At 65.4% G+C, this 23351-nt stretch carries 21 protein-coding genes; 11 read left to right on the top strand and 10 right to left on the bottom strand.

The window, feature by feature from the left end:
• Nucleotides 1-90: 90 nt before the first annotated feature.
• From HY058_04995 to HY058_04980, 4 genes are all read right to left on the bottom strand, one after another.
• Entirely contained in the window at nt 91-498 is a 408-nt protein-coding gene (locus HY058_04995; protein ID MBI3496642.1) for a response regulator, read from the bottom strand.
• Between the two features lie 320 nt (nt 499-818).
• The gene (locus HY058_04990) at nt 819-1646 is read right to left on the bottom strand and encodes a carbohydrate ABC transporter permease (protein ID MBI3496641.1); all 828 of its coding nucleotides are present in this window, start codon (nt 1644-1646) and stop codon (nt 819-821) included.
• A gap of 1 nt (nt 1647) precedes the next feature.
• On the bottom strand, nt 1648-2550 hold the full coding sequence (locus tag HY058_04985) for a sugar ABC transporter permease (GenBank protein MBI3496640.1): 903 nt from the start codon (nt 2548-2550) through the stop codon (nt 1648-1650).
• 55 nt (nt 2551-2605) lie between these two features.
• Nucleotides 2606-3898: a carbohydrate ABC transporter substrate-binding protein gene (locus HY058_04980; GenBank protein MBI3496639.1), complete on the bottom strand. Its 1293-nt coding sequence runs from the start codon at nt 3896-3898 to the stop codon at nt 2606-2608.
• A 97-nt stretch (nt 3899-3995) separates the two neighbouring features.
• On the opposite strand from HY058_04980, the gene HY058_04975 reads away from it, so the two are divergent.
• A complete protein-coding gene (locus HY058_04975) occupies nt 3996-5420 on the top strand; it encodes an amidase (protein MBI3496638.1) in 1425 nt (474 codons plus the stop codon).
• A 46-nt stretch (nt 5421-5466) separates the two neighbouring features.
• Here HY058_04975 and HY058_04970 read toward each other — a convergent pair whose 3' ends face one another.
• Nucleotides 5467-6762, bottom strand: a complete 1296-nt coding sequence (locus HY058_04970; protein MBI3496637.1) for a dicarboxylate/amino acid:cation symporter — start codon at nt 6760-6762, stop codon at nt 5467-5469.
• A gap of 290 nt (nt 6763-7052) precedes the next feature.
• On the opposite strand from HY058_04970, the gene HY058_04965 reads away from it, so the two are divergent.
• Nucleotides 7053-7799, top strand: coding sequence for a DUF1499 domain-containing protein (locus tag HY058_04965; protein MBI3496636.1), 747 nt, complete (start codon nt 7053-7055; stop codon nt 7797-7799).
• Nucleotides 7800-7805: 6 nt separating this feature from the next.
• Here the strand turns inward: HY058_04965 and HY058_04960 are convergent, their stop codons facing one another.
• Entirely contained in the window at nt 7806-8252 is a 447-nt protein-coding gene (locus tag HY058_04960; protein ID MBI3496635.1) for a DoxX family protein, read from the bottom strand.
• 224 nt (nt 8253-8476) lie between these two features.
• Here HY058_04960 and HY058_04955 point away from each other — a divergent pair, with 224 nt between their 5' ends.
• The 8 genes from HY058_04955 (at nt 8477) to HY058_04920 (ending at nt 19071) form a co-directional block, all read left to right on the top strand.
• Entirely contained in the window at nt 8477-9694 is a 1218-nt protein-coding gene (locus tag HY058_04955; protein MBI3496634.1) for an OpgC domain-containing protein, read from the top strand.
• Nucleotides 9695-9788: 94 nt separating this feature from the next.
• A complete protein-coding gene (locus HY058_04950) occupies nt 9789-10688 on the top strand; it encodes a hypothetical protein (GenBank protein MBI3496633.1) in 900 nt (299 codons plus the stop codon).
• A 229-nt stretch (nt 10689-10917) separates the two neighbouring features.
• The gene (locus HY058_04945; GenBank protein ID MBI3496632.1) at nt 10918-12417 is read left to right on the top strand and encodes an aminotransferase class V-fold PLP-dependent enzyme; all 1500 of its coding nucleotides are present in this window, start codon (nt 10918-10920) and stop codon (nt 12415-12417) included.
• 167 nt (nt 12418-12584) lie between these two features.
• The gene (locus HY058_04940) at nt 12585-13835 is read left to right on the top strand and encodes an MFS transporter (GenBank protein MBI3496631.1); all 1251 of its coding nucleotides are present in this window, start codon (nt 12585-12587) and stop codon (nt 13833-13835) included.
• A 53-nt stretch (nt 13836-13888) separates the two neighbouring features.
• A complete protein-coding gene (locus HY058_04935) occupies nt 13889-15919 on the top strand; it encodes a hypothetical protein (protein MBI3496630.1) in 2031 nt (676 codons plus the stop codon).
• A gap of 5 nt (nt 15920-15924) precedes the next feature.
• Entirely contained in the window at nt 15925-17517 is a 1593-nt protein-coding gene (locus HY058_04930; GenBank protein ID MBI3496629.1) for a carboxypeptidase regulatory-like domain-containing protein, read from the top strand.
• 85 nt (nt 17518-17602) lie between these two features.
• A complete protein-coding gene (locus HY058_04925) occupies nt 17603-17995 on the top strand; it encodes a RidA family protein (protein ID MBI3496628.1) in 393 nt (130 codons plus the stop codon).
• Nucleotides 17996-18261: 266 nt separating this feature from the next.
• Nucleotides 18262-19071: a hypothetical protein gene (locus tag HY058_04920; GenBank protein MBI3496627.1), complete on the top strand. Its 810-nt coding sequence runs from the start codon at nt 18262-18264 to the stop codon at nt 19069-19071.
• Here HY058_04920 and HY058_04915 read toward each other — a convergent pair.
• From HY058_04915 to HY058_04905, 3 genes are all read right to left on the bottom strand, one after another.
• Nucleotides 19034-19900, bottom strand: coding sequence for a hypothetical protein (locus HY058_04915; GenBank protein MBI3496626.1), 867 nt, complete (start codon nt 19898-19900; stop codon nt 19034-19036). The two genes, HY058_04920 and HY058_04915, sit on opposite strands and share 38 nt — an antisense overlap.
• Nucleotides 19897-20154, bottom strand: coding sequence for a hypothetical protein (locus HY058_04910; protein ID MBI3496625.1), 258 nt, complete (start codon nt 20152-20154; stop codon nt 19897-19899). Before HY058_04910 ends, HY058_04915 begins: the two co-directional genes overlap by 4 nt.
• A gap of 148 nt (nt 20155-20302) precedes the next feature.
• Entirely contained in the window at nt 20303-21424 is a 1122-nt protein-coding gene (locus HY058_04905) for a hypothetical protein (GenBank protein MBI3496624.1), read from the bottom strand.
• On the opposite strand from HY058_04905, the gene HY058_04900 reads away from it, so the two are divergent.
• Nucleotides 21408-22016, top strand: a complete 609-nt coding sequence (locus HY058_04900) for a hypothetical protein (protein MBI3496623.1) — start codon at nt 21408-21410, stop codon at nt 22014-22016. The two genes, HY058_04905 and HY058_04900, sit on opposite strands and share 17 nt — an antisense overlap.
• Here the strand turns inward: HY058_04900 and HY058_04895 are convergent.
• Nucleotides 22013-23308 (bottom strand): hypothetical protein, encoded by a 1296-nt coding sequence (locus HY058_04895; protein ID MBI3496622.1) that lies wholly within the window; start codon nt 23306-23308, stop codon nt 22013-22015. The genes HY058_04900 and HY058_04895 overlap by 4 nt on opposite strands.
• Between the last annotated feature and the right edge of the window lie 43 nt (nt 23309-23351).

Below are 23351 nucleotides of genomic sequence, written 5' to 3'. Positions count from 1 at the left end.
ATGGCCGGCCGCGCCTCCCCGTATCAGGAACATGGGGTGTCGCGTCACCGGGGATTCGTAGATGAATGCCCGTCGAACGGAAAGAAGAGCCTATTGAATTGACGGTGTGCCGACCGCGTCTGCGACCGCCTTCAAGAGGGCCGGCGCGCTGAACGGCTTCGCCAAGGTCGCGACCGCGCCGATGGTGCGCGCCACCATCAATACGTCCTCGCTGGCGCCCGATACCGCGACGATGGGCACGGAGGAATCCAGCTGTCGCAGCAGGCCGATGGTTTCGATGCCGTCACGCCGGGGCATGATCATGTCGGTGATGACGACATCGGGACGGTTTTGGCCGAAGCTCTCGATGCCCTCTTCGCCATTGGTCGTGCTGCGCACGATGTGGCCTTCGACCTCGAGCATGCTCCGCATCATCATGCGATAGCGCGGATCGTCCTCGATCAGCAGCACAACAGCCATCGTCCAGCCCATGCCCAGGGCCGGTGCGGAGAGGAACATCGCACACCGGCGATCTCAAGAAGTTGTGGCGAAGTCGCATAAACTTCAAGCCAACACAAGAGGGCGGCCGCAGCCTCGGCGATTTCCCTGTCCGATCTCGGTCATTTCACCGCGACGGCACGCGCTTGGCCAGGGGCGAGCTGCGATATCCTGGAAGGGGTTACGAGGTCGTTCAGGTTTTGTTCCTTGCCGGTCTATTCCCCACCCGTGACTTCCGGGATTGCTAGGTTGTAAGGCCAGAGGCCGGCGCTGGACTCTCTCCAAGGGGAGATTCACGCGCGCCTCGAGACCCAAACCGTCTTGGTCGGGTTTCGGTCCGGCTACTTGATCGCCCCTGCGGTCATGCCCTGGATGATCCTCTCCGAGAACACGAAGTAGAGGAGAATGACCGGCACGATGGAGATCATCGCGCCGGTGGCCACCATGCCGATGTCGGAGAACTGGTCGCCGATGAATTTCTGGATGCCGAGCGGCAGCGTGCGGTTGCCGTCATCGGTGATCAGCACGACCGCGTAGAGGAACTCGTTCCATAGCAGAATGAAATTCAGAATGACCGTCGTCACGATCGCAGGCGCGCCGATCGGAACGCCGATGCGCCGGAACATCTCGAGATCGGAACAGCCATCGATCTTCGCCGCGTCGAACAGGTCCTGGGGGATTCGGCTGAAGAAGCTCTCCAGCAGGTAGACCGTCAGCGGCAGTTGGGTTCCGATATAGACGAGGATCAGTCCGGTGAGAGTGTTGAACAGCCGGTACTCAACCATGACCTGGAACAGCGAAATGATGGTGATCTGCGGCGGCAGGATAATGCTGCTGAAGATCGCCAGAAGGACGGCCCGGTTCCCTGGAAACCGGTAGCGTGCCAGGCAATACGCCGCCATGGCGCCGATGAGGGTGACTGCCGTCACCGAGGCGACGACCACCCAGACGCTGTTCCAGAAATAGGTGCCGTAGTTGGAATTGACCCACGCCGCCTGGAACTTCCACCAATGCAGCACTTGCGGCAGGCCGTAGTGATCGAGGTTGATCTCCTGCGTCGTCCTCAGCGACATCATCGCCAACCAAATCATCGGCCCGACGGCATAGACGGTATAGAAGCTGAGAGCGACAGTAAGCGCCCCACGCCCGGCGATGCCAGGTGCCGGCATGTCAGTATTCGAGCTGCGGGCGCCGGCGCCCATAGGCGGTCGCGGCGATGACGCAGGCGAGGATGACGGCGAACCAGACGGTGGCGATCGCCGAGGGATAGCCGAGGTCGAAGGTGTTCCAGTCGAAGGCACGCTTGTAGACGTAGGTCGACACGGTCTCCGTCGACCACAGCGGTCCGCCTCTCGTCATGATCCAGACGAGGTCGAAGACCTTCATCTTGCCGATGAAGCCCAGGACCAGGAGGCCGATGAGCGTCGATCCGATCATCGGCACCGCGACGTAGTACAGCTTCGCCATCCAACCGCAATTGTCGAGCTCGGCGGCTTCCATCACCTCCCTGGGCAGCGCATGCAAGGCGGCCAGGCAGACGATCATGTTGAAGCCGGTCCACTTCCAAACGTCGACGACGATGAGCGCCGCCAACGCGAAATTGGGATCACCCAGCCAGGTCCGCCGCCAATCCTCGAGGCCGAATGCCGCCAAGCCCAAATTCACCAGGCCCCAATCGAAGTTGTAGATCCAGCTCCACATGATCGCGACGACGACGTAGGAGATCAGCACCGGGGCGAACCAAGCAACCCGGAAGAAACGGCTGAAGGGGATCGCGGCGTAGAGACAAAGTGCCAACAACAGCCCCACCGCGACATCGACGACCGGCGCCACGATCGCCCAAAGCACGGTGTGCGCGGCGCTGCGCCAGAAGGTCGGGTCGGCGAAGAGGACGGCATAGTTCTCCCAGCCGACAAAGGCCTCGCGCCCGCGCGGCCGGATCTGCAGGAAGCTGTTATAGATCGTGCGGAGGATCGGATAGATCGTGAGCGCGACATAGATGGTCAGCGCCGGCGCCAGAAAGCAGGCGATCGTCCCCCAGGGAGCGGCAGAAGCGGAGCGACGCCACCGCATCAGCAGGCGTCAATCGGGTCCGGCGTGGCGCTGCGGCAGCGCCGGACCCCTGCTTCTAGCCTTTGTAGCAGGCCGCATTCATCCGCTTCACGGTCTCGTCCACGCTGACGAGGCCCGCAGGAAGCCCGACATTGATGACTTGCACGAAGGTCTCGCGGCATCCGCCGCTGACGAAGTTGAGGGGAATGCCGATGAAGTAGGTGGAGCCCTTCTTCGCCTCCTCCAGCTCCCGGAAATAGGCGGCGTATTTGCCGGTGAGCTTGCTGGTGTCGGCCTTGATGCCGCTCACGCTGTTATTGTTGACCACCCACAGCGTGCCCATGTCGGGTGTCGCCATCTCCTTCAGGAACGCGACCGCGAGCGGCAGCTTCTTGGTGTCGGCGTTGACCGAATAGCCGCCGCCGATGGCGAGCGTCCGGCAGTTGTTGCACTTGCCGCCGTCCATCGCCGGAAAGCTCATGATGCCGATATTGAACCCATCGGGCTGGCCGCCCTTGTCGGGCGGCGCGAAGGCGCGCTGGGAGTACCAGGTGCCTTGCGGGAACATGAGGCCGCGGCGCTGATAGAAATAGGCGTAGGAGTCGGTCAAGGACAGGCTGGCGAAGGACTTCGGGAGCACGCCCAGATCGGCGATCTCCTTGGTGAACTTCAAGACCGCGACGACGCGCGGATCGGCATAGGACAGCTTGCCATCGAGGAGCTTCTGATAGTCCTCGGGGCCGAGCTTCCTGAGCATCGGCTCGAAGGAGAGATAGGCACCGGTGAACGGCCGGTCGCCGGCGCCGACGACCATCGGCTCCATGCCCGCAGCCTTCGCCTTCTTGAGGATCTGGATGAACTCCGCCTGGCTCACCTGCCCGTTCGCCGGCAGGGCGACGCCCAGCTCCTTCATCAGGTCCTTGTTATAGTAGACCTCGTTGGTGTAGGCCGAAAGCGGCGCTCCCCAGACATGCCCGTTGCTCGACCAGGCGCCGCGCGCCCAGGGCTCGATATTGTTCCAGTTGACGATGTCGTCGAGCGGCTTGAGATAGCCGTTCTCCGCATATTCCGTCTGGTCGGGCTCGGTGTAGATGAGGTCCGGCCCCTGGCCTCCGCGCAATGCCGTGCGCAGCGCCACGCCCAGCGCGTTCTTCTCGTAATAGGTGACCTTCACCTTGCCGCCGGGGTTGCTCTTTTCGTAGTTGGCGCTGACGGCCTCCAGGAATTTGACCCAGCCGGGCTGGTCGCCGCCCATGGTCCAGATCGTCACCTCCTTGTCCTGGGCGAGAGCGGCGGAGATGCTCGAGAAGCCGAGAAAAGCGCCGCAAAGCACCCAACCGACGAAGCGCTGGAAGCGTTCGAGAAGCATCGGGGCCCCCCTGGCGAAGATGAGCGGGCCTCACTGTATGCTAGTTCCTGCGGGCTCTCAATCGCACCACGGCGTCGCCGCCCGGGAAGGATCGTCCATGTCTCTTGCCGAGTATGACGAGCTCGACGGGCTGGGCTTGGCCGAGCTCGTCGCCCGTCGCCAGGTCTCGCCGGAGGAGCTCCTGGAAGCGGCGATCGAGCGGGTCGAGCGGCGCAATCCCGCATTGAACGCCGTGGTCATGACGCTCTACGACCACGGCCGCGAGGCGATCCGCTCGGGTCTGCCCGCCGGCCCGTTTCGCGGCGTTCCCTATTTGCTCAAGGATCTCAACGGGTCGCTGGGAGGTGTCAGGACCACCCGCGGATCCCGGTTTTTTGCCGATGTGGCTCCCCCTGAGGATGGCGTGCTGGTTAAGCGGCTGAAGCGGGCTGGACTGGTGATCTTCGGCAAGACCAACACCTGCGAGATGGGCCTCAGCGTCACCTGCGAGCCGCAGCTCTACGGTCCGACCCGCAACCCTTGGGACCCGGAGCGCACCCCGGGCGGGTCCAGCGGCGGGGCCGCCGCCGCCGTGGCCGCCCGCATGGTGCCGATGGCGCATGGCGCCGACGGCTTCGGCTCGATCCGGGTGCCGGCCGCCTGCTGCGGTCTCGTCGGATTGAAGCCGACGCGCGGACGCAACAGCCTGGCGCCGTATCTAGGCGAGGCGGTCGCCGGCCTCGTGGCCGAGCATGCCGTCACCCGCTCGGTCAGAGACACGGCGGCCCTGCTGGATGCGACCGCCGGACCGGCGCCGGGCGATCCTTACGCGGCCACCGAGCCGGAACGGCCGTTTCTTACGGAAACGCGCTTGGCGCCCGGGCGCCTCAGGATCGCCTTCAGCGCCGGCGCCAAGGGCGGGGCGGTTGCCGATGCCGACTGCATAAAGGCGCTCAGGCAGGCAGCGCAGCTCGCAGCCGATCTCGGTCATGACGTGGAGGAGGTCGATCCCGGCTTCGACAATGCCTTGGCCTGGTCGACCTTCCTCACCCTGGTCTCGGCCAACATGCTGGTGAATCTGTGGTCGCATCCGACCAAGCGACGCTTCCCGGAGCCAGGTGAGGTCGAAGCCGTCACCCGTGCTACGGCTGAGCTCGGCGAGAAGGTCGGCGCCGCGGACTATGTGCGTGCGACCCAGACCGCGCACCGCTTCGGTCGGCAGATGGCGGCGTTTCATGCGCGCTGGGACGCGCTCTTGACGCCCGGGCTGGGCAGCGTCCCGGTCAAGCTCGGCTGGCTCGACATGATGATGGACGACGTCGAGGAGTACTGGGCACGGATCCGGCGCTTCACGCCCTATACGGTCTGGTTCAACTTGACGGGCCAGCCGGCGATGGCCTTGCCGATGGGCCGCACGGCATCGGGGATGCCGCTTGCCGTGCAAATCTCGACGCGCTTCGGCGACGAAGCGACCTTGTTCCGGCTGGCCGCCCAGATCGAAGCGGCGCGGCCCTGGGCGGCCGAGCGGCCGCCCATTGCATAGCAAGAAAAGGCCTCGCCCCCGGGGACGGACCCGCGCGGCCCTGCCGCTACGGCATCACCCGTTCCGGTTCGTCAGCCTCGAGGGTGCTCTCATGCTCGAGATGCTGTTGGAGCCGCGCCTCGTCCAAGGCGCCTGTCCACTTCGCCACGATCACGGTGGCGATACCGTTGCCGATGAGGTTGGTGAGGGCGCGGGCTTCCGACATGAAGCGATCGATGCCGAGGATCAAGGTCAGGCCCGCGACCGGAACCGTGCTCAAGGACGACAGGGTGGCCGCCAGCACGATGAAACCGCTACCGGTGATCCCGGCCGCCCCCTTGGAGGTGATCAGCAGCACCACCATGAGGGTGAGCTGGTGCCAAACCGTGAGCTCGGTGTTGGTTGCCTGGGCAATGAAGACCGCCGCCATGGTCAGATAGATGCACGTGCCGTCGAGATTGAAGGAATAACCGGCAGGGATCACCAATCCCACCACCGTCTTCCGGCAGCCCAGATTCTCCAGCTTGGCCATCATCCGCGGCAGCACCGTCTCGGATGACGACGTGCCGAGCACGATGAACAGCTCCTCTTTGATATATTTTATGAACTTCCAGACGCTGAAGCCGTGCCAGCGCGCGATGAGGCCGAGCACGCCGAAGATGAAGATGAGGCAGGTGGCGTAGAACGTCGCCATCAGCGCACCCAAGGACAGCAGGGTGCCGACGCCATATCGCCCGATGGTGAACGCCATCGCGCCGAAGGCACCCAAGGGCGCCACGTACATGATGATCCGCACGATCCCGAAGAAGACGTGGGAGACCCGATCGATGAAATCCAGCACCGGCTTGCCGCGATCGCCGAAGGCGAACAAGGCAAAGCCGAACAGGACCGAGAACAGGAGCACCTGAATGATGTCGCCCTTGGCGAAGGCGTCGACCACGCTCGACGGGACGACGTTCAAGAGGAACTCGACGACGCCCTGCTCCTTGGCGGCGCTGGTATAGCTGGCGATGCTCTTGATATCGAGGCGGGAGGCGTCGATGTTCATGCCGGCGCCGGGCTGCGCTAGGTTGATCACCACCAGGCCGACCAGGAGAGCCAAGGTGGTCACGATCTCGAAGTAGATGATCGCCAAGAGGCCGGTGCGGCCGACCGCTTTCATGTTCTCCATGCCGGCGATGCCCACCACCACCGTGCAAAAGATGATGGGGGCGATCAGCATGCGAATGAGCTTGATGAAGCCGTCGCCGAACGGTTTCATCGCCGTTCCGAAATCGGGAAAGAAGTGGCCGAGCAGGATGCCGATGACGATCGCGGTCAAGACCTGGGCATACAGGCTTTGGTAAAGCTTTCTTTCGGCCATGGCCGCTTCTCCCTCTCGTCTTTCATTGCGGCCGCGCCAACCGAAGCGTGGCCCTGTCGTGGGTTCATGCTAGGCCGATTCGCCGCGCGAAGTCGTGCGGGTTCGATGGCAGGCGGTCATGATGACCGGCTCCGGGGCAGGCGAGGGTCTGCCGGTGTTAACCGAGGCACGGGTCCCATGCCCGCATGCCCCTGGCCTCAAGCGGGCGATCGGTTAGGATAGCGGCCGGGGGCGTCATCCAAACCGGCCCGTGCTCCGGCATCGGAGGTAAGGGCCGCGCGAGGGGCGCAATGATTTCGAAGACCATGCGGGTCGCGCTGACGGTTGCCTGGCTAGCGGTGGCGGTGGCGCTGCTCGCCGTTCCGGTGGCGGCCTACGGCCAGCACTGGGGAATCTTCCCGCAGATCCCGGCGATGTTCGTGAGTTTCCGCGTGGCGCTGGGTGCGGCGGCTTTGGGCGTCCTCCTCGGCGTCGTGGCGCTTTGGCTCGCTCGGTTCCATGGTTGGCGGTCGCGGCCCTTTCTCACCGCCGCGGTGTCTTCTCTGGTCTCGCTCTCAGTGCTGGTCTTGCTCGTCGAGCGGGCTCAGCAGGCGCGCGCGCAGCCCCCCGGCATCCACGACATCACCACCGACACGGACAGCCCGCCGGCTTTCGAGGCGCTCTTGGCCGAGCGAAAGGCGAGTGCCCGCAACCCGGCGGACTACAATCCCGCGGTGGCGCCGCTGCAGCGGCGCACCTATCCCGACATCCAGCCGATCCTCATCGACCGGCCGCTTGAGGCGGCCTTCGATCAGGCTCTGGCCGCGGCCCGGGCGATGGGTTGGGCGATTGCTGCTGCGGACAAGCTCAGCGGCCGTATCGAGGCGACCGCGACCACGACCTGGTTCGAGTTCAAGGACGACGTGGTGATCCGCGTCACCGAGGCGGCACCCGGTAAGAGCCGCGTGGACGTCCGCTCTCTCAGCCGCATCGGCGGCGGCGACCAGGGGCAAAACGCCGCCCGAGTCCGTGCCTATTCGGCCAGGCTCCGCGGTTAGGAGCGGCTATGCCAGGCCGGTGACCCGGGCCAGCGGCGGCACCCGGCGGATGAGCCGGACTACCTCTTCGCGGCGAAGTGCCAGGATGACGAGGCCGGCAAGGAATACGGTGACCGCCTCCTTGAAGAGCTCGCCGCCGTCTTGATACGGGTCGATGCCCAGGGGCGAGACCACATGGAAGAAGATCGCTCCGGCCATGATCCCGCAGGAAAGCGCCGCGCCGATGATTTGCGTGGCCGGGATGAGCACGAGGATGGAGGCGACGAGCTCGGCCGTACCGGTGCCGATGCGCATGACCTTCTCGTAGCCATGGGCGCCGAGCCAGTCCGTCAGAACGGTAAAGAGCCAGATGCTGCCCTCGCCGCCGGTGAACTTGAATTGCAGGTACCAGACGAAGATGTAGGCGATATAGACGGCGAGCAGCCAGGGAACGAGCTTGGTCAGACGGTTCATGGCGGTGTCTCCTTGGGCCGCGCCGGGACGAGGCGAACCCGGAGCGACTATGCGGTCCTCAGGCCAAGGACGGAAGTGCCGTTCGTCTATCGATTCAATTCAGCCGCTCTATTGGCGCAAGCAGCCGAGCCGGAGGATGATCGGGCCCGGATGAGGCACCGAAGGGTTCAAATCACCGTGATGCCGCGGGAAATACTTGGCTGGAACGGGCGCCGGAGCTACCCATGGCCGCGGCGGCGCGGCTCCCGGGGGATGTGGCGATGACGGGCTCGACGGTCAAAGCCGGGCGCGATCCGCGGCTGGATTTCTTTCGCGGCTTCGCGCTCTGCATCATCCTCTACGCCCATATGCGCTGGAGCCTGGTCGAGGCGTATATACCCGCCCAGTTCGGCTTCAGCGACGCCGCTCACATGTTCGTGTTCATGTCCGGCTGTGCTGCGGCCATCGCCTTCGGCGGGGTCTTCCGGCGCTCCGGCATGTTCCTCGGCACCGCCCGCATCGTCTATCGCTGCTGGCAGCTCTACCTCGCCCATCTGATGGTCTTCTTCGTGGTGGCGGCGCTGGCCGCCCTGGGCAACGAGCTGTTCGCCCGGCCCGACTACATCGAGCTCATGTATATCCCGCTCTTCTTCAGCGAGCCGGCGATGACCTTGGTGCAGCTCTTCGCTCTGTCCTATGTGCCGCCCTATCTCGACATCATGCCGATGTACATGGTGGTGCTGGCGATGGTGCCGGTCGCGGTGCTGCTGGCGCGCGTCCGTCCCTGGCTCGCCCCCGCCGGATCGGTGCTCCTCTATCTCCTCGCCAACTGGCGCCAATGGAACTTCCTCGCCGATCCGAGCGACGGCCGCGGCTGGTTCCTCGACCCCTTGGCCTGGCAGCTCATCTTCTTCACCGGATTCACGTTGGTCTCCGGTTGGCTGAAGCCGCCGCCGCTCAGGCGCTGGCTCTTCTGGTCGTGCGTGGCCGTGCTCGTCGTCTCGCTCCTCGTCAAGCTCGAGATCTTCTACGAGGCATTCGCGCCGCTCACCCAACTGCACGACTTCGTGGCGGCGCACACCGACAAGACTTTCCTCGATCCATTCGCCTTCGGGCATTTCCTGGCTCTCGCCTATGCCACGAACTATCTGCTGGCGCCGCGCCTGCATTGGCTCAAGCATCCGATCTTCAACCCGGTCATGGTCTGCGGCCAGCAGGCGCTTGCCATGTTCCTGTTCGGGCTCGTGCTCTCCGATCTGGGCGGCATGGCGTTCGACCAGCTGGGCGATGATTGGTCGGTGCAAATCTCGGTGAACGTCATCGCTCTTGCCCTCCAGCTCGGCGGCGCCTACCTCGTGGCATGGTTCAAGTCGACCCCGTGGCGGCGCCCGGCGGCGCGGGTGGGGGCGTCGCCGGCGCCGGCGATGGCTCGGCCGGGCGTGCCGGCGGAGGCAGGCGAGTAGCCGTCGCCATCGAGCTTGCAGCAATCCTTGCTGACAGGCTCGAGAGCCAAGGCTAGCCTCTCGGCCCATGAAATCCGACTCCGCCGAACACGTCATGCCGAAGAGGCTTCCGGCGCTGCTGTTGGCGCTGGCGCTCGTCTTCTCCGGGCAGCCGGCGGCGGCGCAAGCGGCCGGGACCGGCTCGGTCATCCGCGAGCGTCAGAGATTCGTGAGCCCGGCCCTGGGCCGGGAGATGGCGTATTGCCTCTATCTGCCACCCGGGTTCGATCCCAAGGGCGGGCCCTATCCCGTCGTCTATCTGCTGCACGGGGTCGGAGACGATGATTCGGTATGGCCACTTGAGGGCAAGGTGCAGGAGACCGCCGATCGCCTGATCGGCGAGGGGGCGCTGCCGGCCAGCATCATCGTCATGCCCGACGGCAAGACGAGCTGGTATGTCGACAGCGCCGAGGTCGGCGGTCCGGGGAACTACGACACCGCCATCGATCGCGATCTTGTCGGCATGATCGACGCCACGCTGCCGACGATCGCCCGGCAGCAGGGTCGCGCCATCGCCGGCGTGTCGATGGGCGGCTATGGCGCGCTCCGCTTCGCCTTGCGGCAGCCGCATCGCTACGCGGCGGTGGCAGCGCTCAGCCCGGCGCTGTGGCTCCGGGTGAAGCCTGGCTTCGCCGTCGACGAGCAACGCATGGCCCGCGTCTTTCGCGGCTCCTTCGGCCAGCCCTTCAGCGTCGAGCGGTTCCTTCAGGCAAGTCCCGTGAACGAGATCAAGACGCTTGCGGGCGATGCGGAGCGGCCCAGCATCATGCTCGCCATCGGCACTGCCGAGACCTTCTCGCCGGCCGATACCGAAGCCTTCCGCGACATGCTGGCCGCCGCCGGGGTGCCGGCGCGGCTCACCCGCGCCGAAGGCAACCACAACTGGGCTTTCTGGTCGGCCGAGCTGGACGAGGTGCTCCGCGCCTTCGGCCGGGAATTCGCCCGCCAGCGCTGATTTGGCCAACCCGGCGCATTTGCCGCAGATTTTCCAAGAAGAAAATCAGGTGCGATGACCCGCTCGCCTCCGCTATATTCCGCCGGGGTTTTTTAGGAGGGGGTGGTCCCCACCCCCTCCTCGAGCCTCCCCCGGGCCGCCATTCCGGCGGCTCGGCTCAGCCTAGCCCGAGGTTGCGCACCGGTCCGCTCAAGGGAGCGTTCGCCGGGTGCGCCCAGGAGACATGAGGATGGACGCAAACGGCTCTCGCAGAAACGACGACCCCTATCTTCGCCTCGGGGTCAGGCCGTTCATCAATTGCTGCAGCGTGCGCACCATCCATGGCGGCAGCCTGATGCTGCCCGAAGTCAAGGCGGCGATGGCCGAGGCCGCCAAGCGCTATGTGAACATTTATGAGCTGATGGAGCACGCCGGCGAGCGCCTGTCGGAGCTCACCGGCGCCGAGTGGGGTGTGGTCACCTGCGGCAGCGCTGCCGCCGTGTGCCTGGCGGCCGCCGGCTCCGTTGCCGGCAACGATCCGGAGAAGATGCTGCGGATGCCCAACACCGAAGGCATGAAGAACCGGGTCATTATCCCCAAAGGCCAGCGCTTCGCCTACGACCACGCGATCCGCATGGTCGGCGCCAGCATCATCGAGGTCGACAACGTCACGGACCTGGAGACGGAGTTCGACGGCGGCAAGGTCGCCATGGTCTGCGTGCTCGGCGTCAACGAAGCCGGCTCCCGCCTGCGGCTGGAGGAGATCGTCAAGCTGGCGCGCCCCCGGGGCATCCCGGTTCTGGTCGACGCCGCCTCCGAGCACATCTCGCGGCCGGACCCCTGGCTCACCCGCGGCGCCAACATGGTGATCTATAGCGGCGGCAAGTTCCTGCGCGGACCGCAGACGACCGGGCTCCTGCTCGGCGACAAGGATATCGTGCGCGCCGCCTGGGCGAATGCCTCGCCGCATCAAGCGTTCGGCCGGCCGATGAAGGTGAGCAAGGAAGACGTCATCGGCATCTTGACCGCGGTCGAGATCTGGTTCGGCGAGCGCGACCACCAAGGCGAAGAGAAGAAGTGGCGGGACGATCTCGCCATTATCGCCGCCCTGATCACGCGCAATCCGGCGGTGACCACCAAGGTGATCGAGCCCCAGGACGTCGTGCGCGTGCCGCGCTTGGTGGTGGCCTGGGACAAGGCGAAGATCAAGCTCGCTGGCGTAGGCCTGCGCCAGGCGCTGCTCGAAGGCGAGCCGCGCGTCATGCTGGACGACATGGAGGCGACCGAGGCCTCGGTCCAGATCGATCCCTTCGGCCTGCAGCCGGGCGAGGCGAAGGCGGTGGGAACCAGGATCGCCGAGGTTCTGGCCGCCCCGCCGAAGGCCGCCGATGCCATCAAGGCGAGCCCGAGCAAGCTGCAGCTTGCCGGCGACTGGGAGATCCGGATCAAGTTCCTCAATGGCGAGGCCACCCATCATGTGAAGCTCGGCCAGAACGGCCAATCGCTCTCCGGCAGCCATCGCACCCAATATTCCGAGAGCTCGATCGAGGGCAGCGTGTCCGGCGATCGTGTCGAGCTCCGCAGCGCGCATCCCTACGAGGGAACCCGGCTTTCCTTCCGCTTCGAGGGCGAGGTCAGGGGCGATGCGCTCGCCGGCACGGTCACGCTCGGCACCTCGGGCACGCATGCGGGCCCGGTCAATCTCGGCCAATTCGGCTCCGCCAGCTGGTCGGCGACGCGCGCCCGCTGATCGAGGGAGCAGAAGGCCGGCGGTACGGGGCACGGCATTCCGGGCTTGAGGAGAGAAGCGAGCAGTCGCGTCATTGATTTGCGGCAACGGAGCCGGACAAAGGCTCCGAACGAAGAATAAAGTCTTAGGGAGGTCGGCCTGATCCGGGGGCTCGCGCGTCCTCGTCGATGAGCAAAGCCGCTATCGCGTCCACGCCGGCGGAACGCGTTGCCGCGCCCCATGCGCAGGTGCCGCTGCTGAAGGACGGACGCTTCCTTAGAATCTGGATCGTCGGCGGCGTCGCCAACACCATGCGCTGGCTGGAGCTGCTGGCGGTCGGCATCTTCGTGTTCGATGCCACCGACTCGGCCTTCCTCGCCGCCGCGGTGACGGCGCTCAGATCCTTGCCGATGCTGTGTCTGGGCGCCTTCGCCGGCGCGCTCGCCGAGCGCTCCGATCGCCGTCTTCTTCTCATCGCGGGCCTCTTCGGCATGGCCGCGATCGCCGGCGTGCTGGCGCTTCTCGCCTTCACCGGACGGATCGCCATCTGGCATATCGCCTTGGGGGCGCTCGCGAACGGGCTCTATTGGTCGGGCGAGATGGCGGTTCGGCGCACCATGCTTGGCGAGATCGCCGGCATCGAGCGCATCAGCGCCGCCATGGGTCTCGATTCCGCCACCGCGAACGGCACCCGCATGGTGGGGCCGATCATGGGCGGCCTCCTCTTTGAGACGGTTGGCCTCGCCGGAGCCTATCTCATCGCCGCCACGCTCTACGCGCTGGCCGGCCTTCTGGCGGTTTCGCTCACCCATGCCGAGACGCCGCGTCCGCCCCGCGATCGCAATGTGCTGGCCAATGTTCTGGAAGGCTTGCGCTATGCCCGCACCAAGCCGCTGATCGCCGGCACGCTCGCCATCACCGTGCTGATGAATTTCTTCGGATTTCCCTATTCCTCGCTGGTGCCGGCGATCGGCCGCGACGAGCTGGGCTTGAGCGCCATCGCCATCGGGCTCCTCGCCTCGGCGGAAGGGACCGGCGCTCTCTTGGGCTCGATCGTCATCGCCGTCAATCGCGAGGCCTGGCCCTACGCGCGGACCTTCCTCATCGGCTCCATGCTGTGTCTCTTCGCGACCTTTCTGTTTTCCCGCAGCCCGTGGTTTTCCCTGGCATTCGCCATGCTGCTCGTCGGTGGCGTCGGCAGCGCCGGCTTCGGCGCGATGCAGGCGACCATCATCTTCACCCAGACTCCGGCGGAGCTGCGCTCGCGGGTCATGGGCGTGCTCACCATGTTCATCGGCGCCGGCCCGTTCGGCATGCTGCATGTGGGCCTGATGGCAAACTGGCTCGGCGCCAGCAACGCCGTCTCGGTCGCCACCAGCGAAGGCTTCCTCTTAGCGATCCTCGCCGCGCTCATCTGGCCAGCGTTGCGCCAGCGCTGAGCGTTGCCCGGGACGCGGCAACTGGCCATACTCCGGTGTTCGGGAGGGACCCCTTGGACAACACGCTGGATATTCGCCTGGCCGAACGCGCGCCGTTCGCCGGGGGTGCGGCCTTCGGCCTGGTCGGCGCCTATGAGCGCCTCGTCGGCCGGGCGCATCTGGCGGTCGATCCCAAGGGCCGGGCCGAGCGCGGCATCGTCGATCTGGAGCGCGCATCCCGGAATCGGCAAGGTCTGGTCGAGCTGGCGACCGATCTCTTTATCTTGAAGCCGGTCGATCTCGCCAAAGGCAACCGGCGGATCTTCTTCGACTACGGCAACCGGGGCAACAAGCGCGCCCTGCAGTTCTTCAACGACGCGCCAGGCAGCAACGATCCCGCCAGCCCCGGGGATGCCGGCAATGGGTTCCTCATGCGCCGTGGCTACGCCATCGTCTGGGCGGCCTGGCAAGGCGATCTCTGGCCGGGCGACGGGCGCATGGTCATGGACGTGCCGGTGGCTCGGGACGGCGAGCGGCCGCTCACCGGACCGGTCCGCGCCGAATTCATCGCCGACCAGGCGGGGGTCTGTTCATTCCCGTTGAGCGGCGTGGCCTCGACGCGCTCGCATCCGACAGTCTCGCTCGATACCAGCCAGGCGACGCTCTCCCGCCGGCAATATGCCTGGGACGAGCCGAGCCCGGTCCCGCCCGATCGCTGGCGGTTCGCGCGATTGGAACGCGGCGGCGGCCTCGACGGCGCCGGCACGGAAAGCGCCGTCATTCCCTCCGACAGCCACATCTATCTGCCGGGCGGTTTCGAGCCGGGCTGGATCTATGAGCTGGTCTATGCCGGCAAGGATCCCCTGGTGCTCGGCCTCGGGCATCTGGTCGTGCGCGATCTCATCGCCTTCCTGAAGCATGGCGATCGCGACACGGCCGGGAACGCCAACCCGCTCGCCGAGAGCGGCGCGCGCATGGCGAAGGCCTATTGCTGGGGCCGCTCCCAGACCGGCCGGGGTATCCGCGATTTCATCTATCGCGGCTTCAACGAGGACGCAGCCGGGCGCCCTGTGTTCGACGGCGCCTTCCCCCATGTTTCCGGCGGCGGCCGCATGCGGCTCAACCATCGCTTCTCCCAGCCCGTCACCCACCCGAGCGAGCAGCACGAAGGCCATCTGAACTATGCCGATCGTTTTCCCTTCTCCTATGCGCGCTCGACCGACCATCTGACCGGAGAGACCGACGCGATCCTGAAGCGTCCCAAGACGGATCCCCTCGTCGTTCACACCCAGACCGGGACCGAGTATTGGCAGCGCCGCGGCTCGTTGGTGCACACCGACACCCAAGGCAACGACCTCGAGCAGCCGGACACGGCCCGGGTTTACCTTTGGGCGAGCTCCCAGCATTTCGCCGACCCGCTCCTGGAGAAGCCGAGCCGTGGGGTCTGCCAGAACTGGAGCAACATCGTGCACACCTCGATGCTGTTCCGCGCACTCCTCGATGCGCTCGATCGCTGGGCGACGGACGGCGTGGCGCCGCCGGCAAGCCGCATTCCCACCCGGGCGGCGAAGACGCTGGCGACGATGGAGGAGTGGCGAACGCAGTTTCCGCGCATTCCCGGCGTCGGCATCCCCCGCGAGCCCAACCGGCTGCCGCTCCTGGACTATGGCGCCGAGGCCGATGCCGGCATCTTCACCATCGAGCCGCCCCGCGATGCGGCACCTGGCCGCGAATACGCGGTCCTGGTGCCGGCGGTCGATGCCGACGGCAATGACATCGCCGGCATCCGCGTGCCCATGGTCGAGGCGCCGCTTGCTACCTATGTCGGCTGGAACTTGCGGGCGCGCGGATTCAGCCAGGGCGCGATGCACACCTATGTCGGCAGCACGCTCCCCTTGCCGCGCACCCGCACCGAGACCGCGACCACCGGCGATCCCAGGCAGTCTCTCGAGCGGCGCTACGGCGATCGCGAGGGCTATGCGAAGGCGGTCGAGGCAGCCGCGCGGCGTCTGGTCGGCGATGGGTTCATGCTCGAGGAGGACGTGCCGCGCGCCGTCGCCACGGCGATATCGTGGTGGCACCGGTTGGCCGAGCTCCGAGGGTAGCCCTCGTGCTGATCGGCTATGTCAGCGACGAGCGCTACGTGGGCTTGCCCGACGTGCAGCTGGAATTCTTGAGCGGCGCGGGATCGATCGCGGCACGCTCGCGCGCCTCGGGCGCGGTCCATGCCGAGCTGGCGCCTGGACCTTGCACGGTCGTGCTCAACAAAGCCGGCTACGGCGCCAAGCGCGTCGACATCACGGTGAAAGCCGGCGAGCCCTACCAGTTTCGTCTGCTCTCCGATTGCCTTCTCGGCTATGCCTGGCCGAAGGCGGTGCAGCACGGCAATTCATCGGAGTTCCGGGTGCATTCGCCGGAGGCCTATGAGCTCGAGCTCTGGCGCTATGGCTGGAAGAAGGAGCTGGTGCGCCGCCTCGGCTGGCACGACGAGCACGGGCCGCGCGCCACCGTGCAGATCACCCCCGACGGCGACTATTCGCAGACCGGCGTCCAGTGGAACAAGTTCGGCTATGCGAGCCCGGCGCACAAGCAATGGGTATCGGCGCCGGAGCGCTCCGGTCTCTACTATTTTCACGCCCGCACCAAGTCGGGGTTGTTCTTCTCGTTTCCCTGGGTGGTGGCGCCCAAGGTCCCGCAAGCCCCGATCGCGGTGCTGGCCTGCGATATCAACTGGAACGCCTACAACCCCTTCGGCGGCCGCAGCAACTACATCAACCCCGATCGGTTGCCGCCGACGCCGACGGTGAACGCCCGCCAGGAACTGGCGCGCTATACCGATCCCGATCACATGGCCTATACCAGCCTCGACTACGCCCCGCTCTCCTTCGAGCGCCCGGAGCCGATCAACCTCGTGCCCGCGGACGAAGCAGTAACCAATCCCATCGAAGGTCGTACCGCCTGCCATCTGGCGCCGGCGGAATGGCGGCTGCTGGGCTGGATGGAACGGGAAGGCTTCGACTACGATCTCTGGGCCGAGACGCAGTTCCATCACGGCATCGTCGACCTCGACCGTTACCGCGTCCTGGTCTTGAGCACGCATCCGGAATACTGGTCCAGGGAGATGTATTGGCGGGTCAAGCGCTGGGTGTTCGAGCGCGGCGGGCGGCTGCTCTATCTCGGCGGCAACGGGCTCAATTGCGAGGCGGAGTTCGTGGGCGAGAACGCGGTCATCTACCAGAACGGCAACGAGCGCGAGCGCTTGCACCGTGGGGACACCGAAAGCCGCTTTCATGCCCGGGTCGAATCCGAAGCCAACCTTCTCGGCGTGGTGTTCAGCTATGCCGGCATCATGACCAGCGCGCCCTACCGGGTCTTGGACGAAGCCCATTGGGTGTTCGCGGGCACGGGCTTGCAAGCAGGCCAGTCGTTCGGCGAGGCGAGCCTGCATCGCCGCGTGCCGGGCGGGGCCTCGGGCCACGAGACCGACAAGATCTCCAAGCACGCGCCCAAGGGCGTGCAGGTATTGGCCAAGGGGCTCAATCCCGAGGGGGGCGGGGCCGACATGGTCATCCACGAGACGGCGAGCGGCGGCCGGGTGTTTTCCGTGGGCTCCATCACCTGGCCGAGTTCGATCCTGGTCGACGATGCCGTCTCGCGCATCACCGCCAATGTGCTGCGGAACTTCTTGGACAGGAAAGGATGACGTCTGTGTCCCAGGATCTCTTGGGCCTGGGCGATGCTGCCTCAGCCCTCGCAACGACACCTGCGACCTTGGGAGAATTCACGCCATGAGCAAGATCATCGTCAACGTCCCCGTCATGTCGGATGCGATCAAGAAGCTGGGCGTGCCCTTGTCGCCGGTAGTGAAGGCGAATGGCTTCGTCTTCGTCTCCGGCACGCCGCCCTTGGATCTCGAGACCGGTGCCATCGTGCGCGGCGACATCGAGACCCAGACCGACGCGGTCATGCGCAATCTGAAGCGTGCGCTCGAGGCCGCCGGCTCCTCCCTCGACAAGGTGGTGAAGGTCAACATCTACGCCGCCAACGCCGCCTATTACAGTGTCATCAACAAGGTCTATGGCCGCTACTTCCAGAAGGATCCGCCGGCGCGCACCTTCGTGCCCGTGGCCGGCTGGCCGATGGAGTTCGACATCGAGATCGAATGCACCGCGCTCGAATGAGGCGCTAGGCACGGAGCCGCCATCGGGCGATTCGCTGAAAATTACCGCAGGGATCGATTCTCGAATCGATTCGGGCGCCGATTCGAATAGGCGCGATTAGCAGCGCATTTTCGTTGAATGCGAGGCGGCGCGGGCGCTGCAGCGAGCCTCCCGCACCCGCGTCGTTACGGCTCTTGGTTGTCGAGTCGGATTCCTCCGCGACCTCTGGGATCTTCGGGCGCCGACCGGTTCTCGGTCGGCTTCACGATCCCAGGAGGTCCATTCTCATGTCCCAAGCAGCTCTCGCTCACCCCGCCGCCGCCGCGCGCTCGTTCGATCTCACCATCCAGCAGGCGTTGCTCGAGCTCGATCGCATCGCGGTGAGGCGCGGCGTGCGTCTCTCGATCGAGACGGATCCGACCGAGTTTGGGGCGGTGAGCCTTGCCAACGAGAAGACGCAAGCACGGCTGATGCCCGTCCTCGACTTTCGGCTGCACGAATTCGATTCCAGCAATTTCATCTGGCTCAAAGGTGAGGACTGCGATGGTCGCGTCGTTACCACGGCGGCGATCCGCCTGCTGGACATGCAAGGCATGAACTTGAAGCAGTTCGGCGAGAGCTTGCGGCTTTTCTATGGCGATCCCCTTACGCAGTGTCCCCCTGGCGAGAGCTACGTCGTCAATTGCCCCTCGGGACCGAAGATCAAGGGGCGTGTAACGTTCTCGGGTGGAATCTGGATCGATCCGCGCTTCCGCGGCGCGGGAGCGGACGGTTTCCGGCTATCGCAGGTGCTAGGCCGCTTCGTGCGGCTCCTGGGCTGCGCTGACTGGGATCCTGACTTCTACATCTCCGGCATCAGAGACGTCTTGCACGCAAAAGGCATGGGTGACGTCTACGGTTGGCCGCGTGTAGAAACCGGTATCCAATGGATTCGGCCTTCGCTATCGCCCAATACTCCGCCCTATCAAATGGCGGTGCGTCATGAATGGATGACGCGCGGAGAGCTCATTCACGATGCTCGCCTAGTCGCTGAAGGAAAGTTGCTTCCGATCCCTGCGCCTACGCACTCACCGCATCACGGCGTGGCAGCGGAATGAGCACGGATGTCGTGACGATTAGCTGCGAGCCGGACGGCGTTCTATAGGGAGCGGCGACTCGACGGTAGGACATTTGCAGCGGTAAACCGTCGGGTTGCTGCACCACCGCATCGACGTCATCGAGGAGCGGTTCACCTGCGTCAATGATTCGATCGAAGGTATCCACGATCCAACGGTTGTAATCCGGATTGGGTTGCTGACGGAGATCTTTGCCTTCGAAGGCAGGTCGCCGCCGTTGATCATAGAAGCGGACAAACGGCGAAACGGCGCGAATAATCAGGCTGGTGCTCAGCTTCGGCCGCTCGAACACAGAGGTCGTGCCCATTCCCGGTAGATGACTCAGGGCACATGCGTCGCCAGCGTCGATGATGCCGATGCGGTTTTGGAACTGTTGTAGTGCCATGATCAAGGTGCGATTCCCGTCGCGCCAAAGATCTTGGATAGTCCGGGACGTTGAGCGGAAAGGAACAGCCTGCGCAGACGAGGAGACGGCCGCCATCAGCTCCTCGATGCGCAGGATCGCCGCGGCCGGGGAGGCAAAGGTCTCTCGACGCCATTCATTGCCCCAATGCACGAGTACGATCTTGCTGGCGAGCGTTCCCATGACGAGGTCGATCGCAAGCTGGACCGTCCGTGGCGCCGGATCCGTTCGCCGCATATGGATCTCGACACTCGTGGCGTGATGGGCGAGTCCGATCCAGCCACGTTGCTTGACGGCTGAGGCGATGACCTCGGAGGTCGTGCCTTGGCAGCCGAGACGGAGGCGCACCTCCCAGCGACTTGCGTCGAACAGTGCGCCCGTCTCGTCGATCAGCAGGAAAACGCTCATCGCCGGCGACCGATCGCCTTGTCACGCCAGGCCAAGGCATCGGCCTTGAGTTGGCGCGATTGGTCCTCGAGCTCGACCGATAGCCGCAAGAGCGCTCGCGCCATCTCCTCGCAGGCAACTGCCCATTTCAGCGCGAAGACCTGCTCGACATCGCCGTCCGGGACCGATGGGTGCGAGCCATGGGTCTGGGTCAATGTCTGAAGCGACTCGGCTACCTGCGCCAAGTTGTTGGTGGTTTTTAGCCTCACGCTCAAGACGTTGACTCCTGAAGGGCCTGCATCAAGCGGCGTATGAAAGGCCTAAGTTTAATATCTTTACATGAATTCCCGCTGCGCGAGCAAGCGTCATGGGATGCCGGTCTCTCCGTCACTATGGAGCCTACGACCGCGTCCGAACCTCGGATCAAGCATTTGCAGCTCGGCGGGAGGCGACAATCATGATCGCGCCACCTTCGGAGGCCTTGGTCGGGATCAAGAGGCGTCGGTAGGCAAACGATATTGGTGGAAGGTAGCGCCGTTTCACCGTCGCGCGCACATCGTCGACAATCGGCTCGGCTAGGCCAGCAGCCTTGTCGTAGAACGACGCACACCATCCAAAGTATTCCGGATCGGGAGAACTGACAGCTTGAAAGCGCGTGAGTGACTTGTATTCCTCCGGAGAAAATACGCGGTGTGATGGCGGCTGGTACTCGAACGACCAATGCGGTTCGGTGCTTCCGCGATGAGCGATGCAGACTGCAGCGCTACTGAATTTGGCCAGGCTGATTGCGCTGGCCAAGCTCACTTCGGCGCCCGCCGATCCGATCTCCCGAAGGACCTCCAGGAGCTTCAGATCGTGATCGCGAATGAGCGTTCCGACTGATTGGCGGTGCGCAGTGAAGTGCGTCGCCCGCCTTTTCTGAGCGCGTTCCAGAGCTCCGGCGAAGGAGCGGGCGGCGCTGCCGGCATCCGAGAACTTCGTCTTGATCCAGCGATCCCCGCACCAGCTCGTCACCGAAACCGCCACTTCTTGCGACAGGCACAGCACCTCGAAGACCGAAAGCAGGGCCCGCGGATGCGCGATATCGGGCGCCAGGCGCAGGTACATCCGCTTCGGCTGGTGCCAAGCTTCGATCCAGCCGAGGCATCTGACCGCGTATTCGCCGAGATCGACGCTAAGTTCTCCGTCGCTGCGGCCGATAATCTCCTTCAGTTCGGGCGACCCGAGCCTCCAGGCGACGCCTTGGTCGTCGTGGATGAAGGCTCCGTGCTGCGCCGGTCGGGCGCCACCGCGCCTGTGGGCCGTACTGTCGTCGGACGGTTTTCGGCCGATTGATCGCGCCCGTTCGACGTCGAGGGCGAATGGGTAGGCGATCTCCCGATACCAATAGCGCTTCGTCCGCCCGAAGGTGAACCCCAGGCGCCGAGAGGCGCGGGCGATGGTCTCCTTGGTCCGCTCTCCGGGAGCGGCCGGCGTCGCTGCGGCCCGAACCAACTGCCGCATCTCGTCACGCAAGGACTCGATGTCCATGGCGCTGCTGGCCATTTCTGCCTGCATCCTGCAACCGGAGATATCCGAGGGTAGCCCCGCGCGGGACCCTGTCAAGGGGCACCGGGAGCGGCGTTCCGCCGCCACGGAACGAAATTCCGCCGACACGGAAGGGAGGATCCATAGGCTGAATCTGGGGAAATCCCCCCTCAGCGAGACCTCGCCGATGCCGTCCATGGCGCCCGACACCACGCCTCACTACGCGCTCAAGGGAGAAATTCTCGAATACCACGCGGCACGGATGCTCAATCCCTCGCCGGGCGGCACGATGCGGGCGCAGGCGGGGTTGCCGTCGCCAACCGCCCGGCGCGAATTGCGGGTACCGATCCGGCTCGAAGGCCCGCTCGCCCTGGTCTTGGACCGCAACCATGGCGTCGTTCTGAGGCACGGCGCCCGGGCCGAGGTCGAGGCCTGGGTCGGCGAAATATGGTGGCAGCGTGCGGACTATGTGTCCGACGTGACCATGCTGCACTTTCCGGCATCGCCGCTCGGCATCGAAACCATCAATGCCATGCTGCGGACCGCGTTTGCGACCGGCCGTTTGCTGCTTGGCGCGGGACCGGGCGAAAGGCCGCATGCCATCTTCTAGTCGGGCGGGTTCCACCAGGGTGTGGGATCGCTGTGCTGGCGCACGAAGCCCAAGGGCCAGGCGCCCGCGCGGCGGAAGAGGGTGATCTTGTCGGCGGGCCATTCCTTCAGGCGCGCGACCGCTTGGGTGACACCCGAGACCTGGTCGCCCAGGAAGCGGTCCGATGCCAGCGCCAGATAGACGTCGATGATGACCTCGGTAGCGAGCGTGCGGCCGTCGAGCGCGGTGTTGTACTCCAGCGACTGATCTTCCGCGTGGACCAGCCGAAGCACGGTGCGGGTCTTCAGCCGTTGGCCGTAGCGGGCCTGGAATTCCGCCAGCGCCGGCACGAAGTCGGTCATGAGAAAGACCGAGCCGGAAGGATGGTGCTCAAGGAAACGGTCGATCTCGGCGAAATACGTCTCGACGCCGATCGTGTCCTTGCCGGCGGATTCGAGCGTCTTCACGAAGGCGGGTGCACGATAATGCACCCCCAGCACCGGGCGCTCGGCCAAGAGCTCGGCGGCGAAGCGCTCGATGGCGATCTTGAGGTGCGGCATGAGCTTGATGTGCCGGCGGTAGCAGGCGGCCAGCAGGGCCTCGCTCGCCGCCGCATCCGGCGCCGGCCCGACCGCGGCAAAGGGCAGGATGTCGTCAAGCTCGGTGAAATAGTCGCTGACCACGACCCGCTCCGGTCGGTTTTGAAGATACAGGCCGGAGATGCGCGACCACGGACCGGAGTCCTTGTTGATCCTGGGCGTGCGGAGATTGGCGTGGGTCCATTTCGGCGGAAAGAAGTCGTAGTCGTCGCGTTCGAGATCGGCGATGCGCACGGGTGAGACCGGCTGGAAATACGCCTCCCAGGCATTGTCCATGCGGCTCCGCCGGTAGCGCGACTCGCGGCCCCAATAGACCACCGGAATCCGTCCCGTGATCTCGGCCAAGAGAAGCTGGTGGCCGACATGGGCGACGTCGCCCCAAAATCCGGCACCCCAGGCGCGAATGAGGAGGTAGCGCGGCGCCGCCGCCGCCGGATCGGCCGGCGCGGAAGCACCGCCGGCGGTGGTCGGCGATACGGGCGAGCCAGCCAGCCCTTCGTGGTAAGCCGCGTGGGCATCGAGGCCGAGCCGGCGGCAAACCTCCGCCAGACGGCGATGCAGGGCGGCATCCTCGACGCCCACCTGGACCAGGGCTCGCAGGAGCCGATTGACCTGGCTCAGATCCTTCTCCGCCAGGGCCTCGTCGGCGCGGCCGATGATGGTCGCCAGCATCGCCCGATCGACGGTCTCGGCTGCTCCGCTCTCGGCCCCCATCCCTGCCCCATGTCCCGCAATCCCAGCCGCCGGAGCGAGCCTA

It is taken from the genome of Pseudomonadota bacterium, assembly GCA_016195085.1.
In the GTDB taxonomy this organism is placed as follows: domain Bacteria; phylum Pseudomonadota; class Alphaproteobacteria; order SHVZ01; family SHVZ01; genus JACQAG01.
Note: the sequence above shows the minus strand (reverse complement) of the source record. Positions and strands in the feature narration are given on the sequence as shown.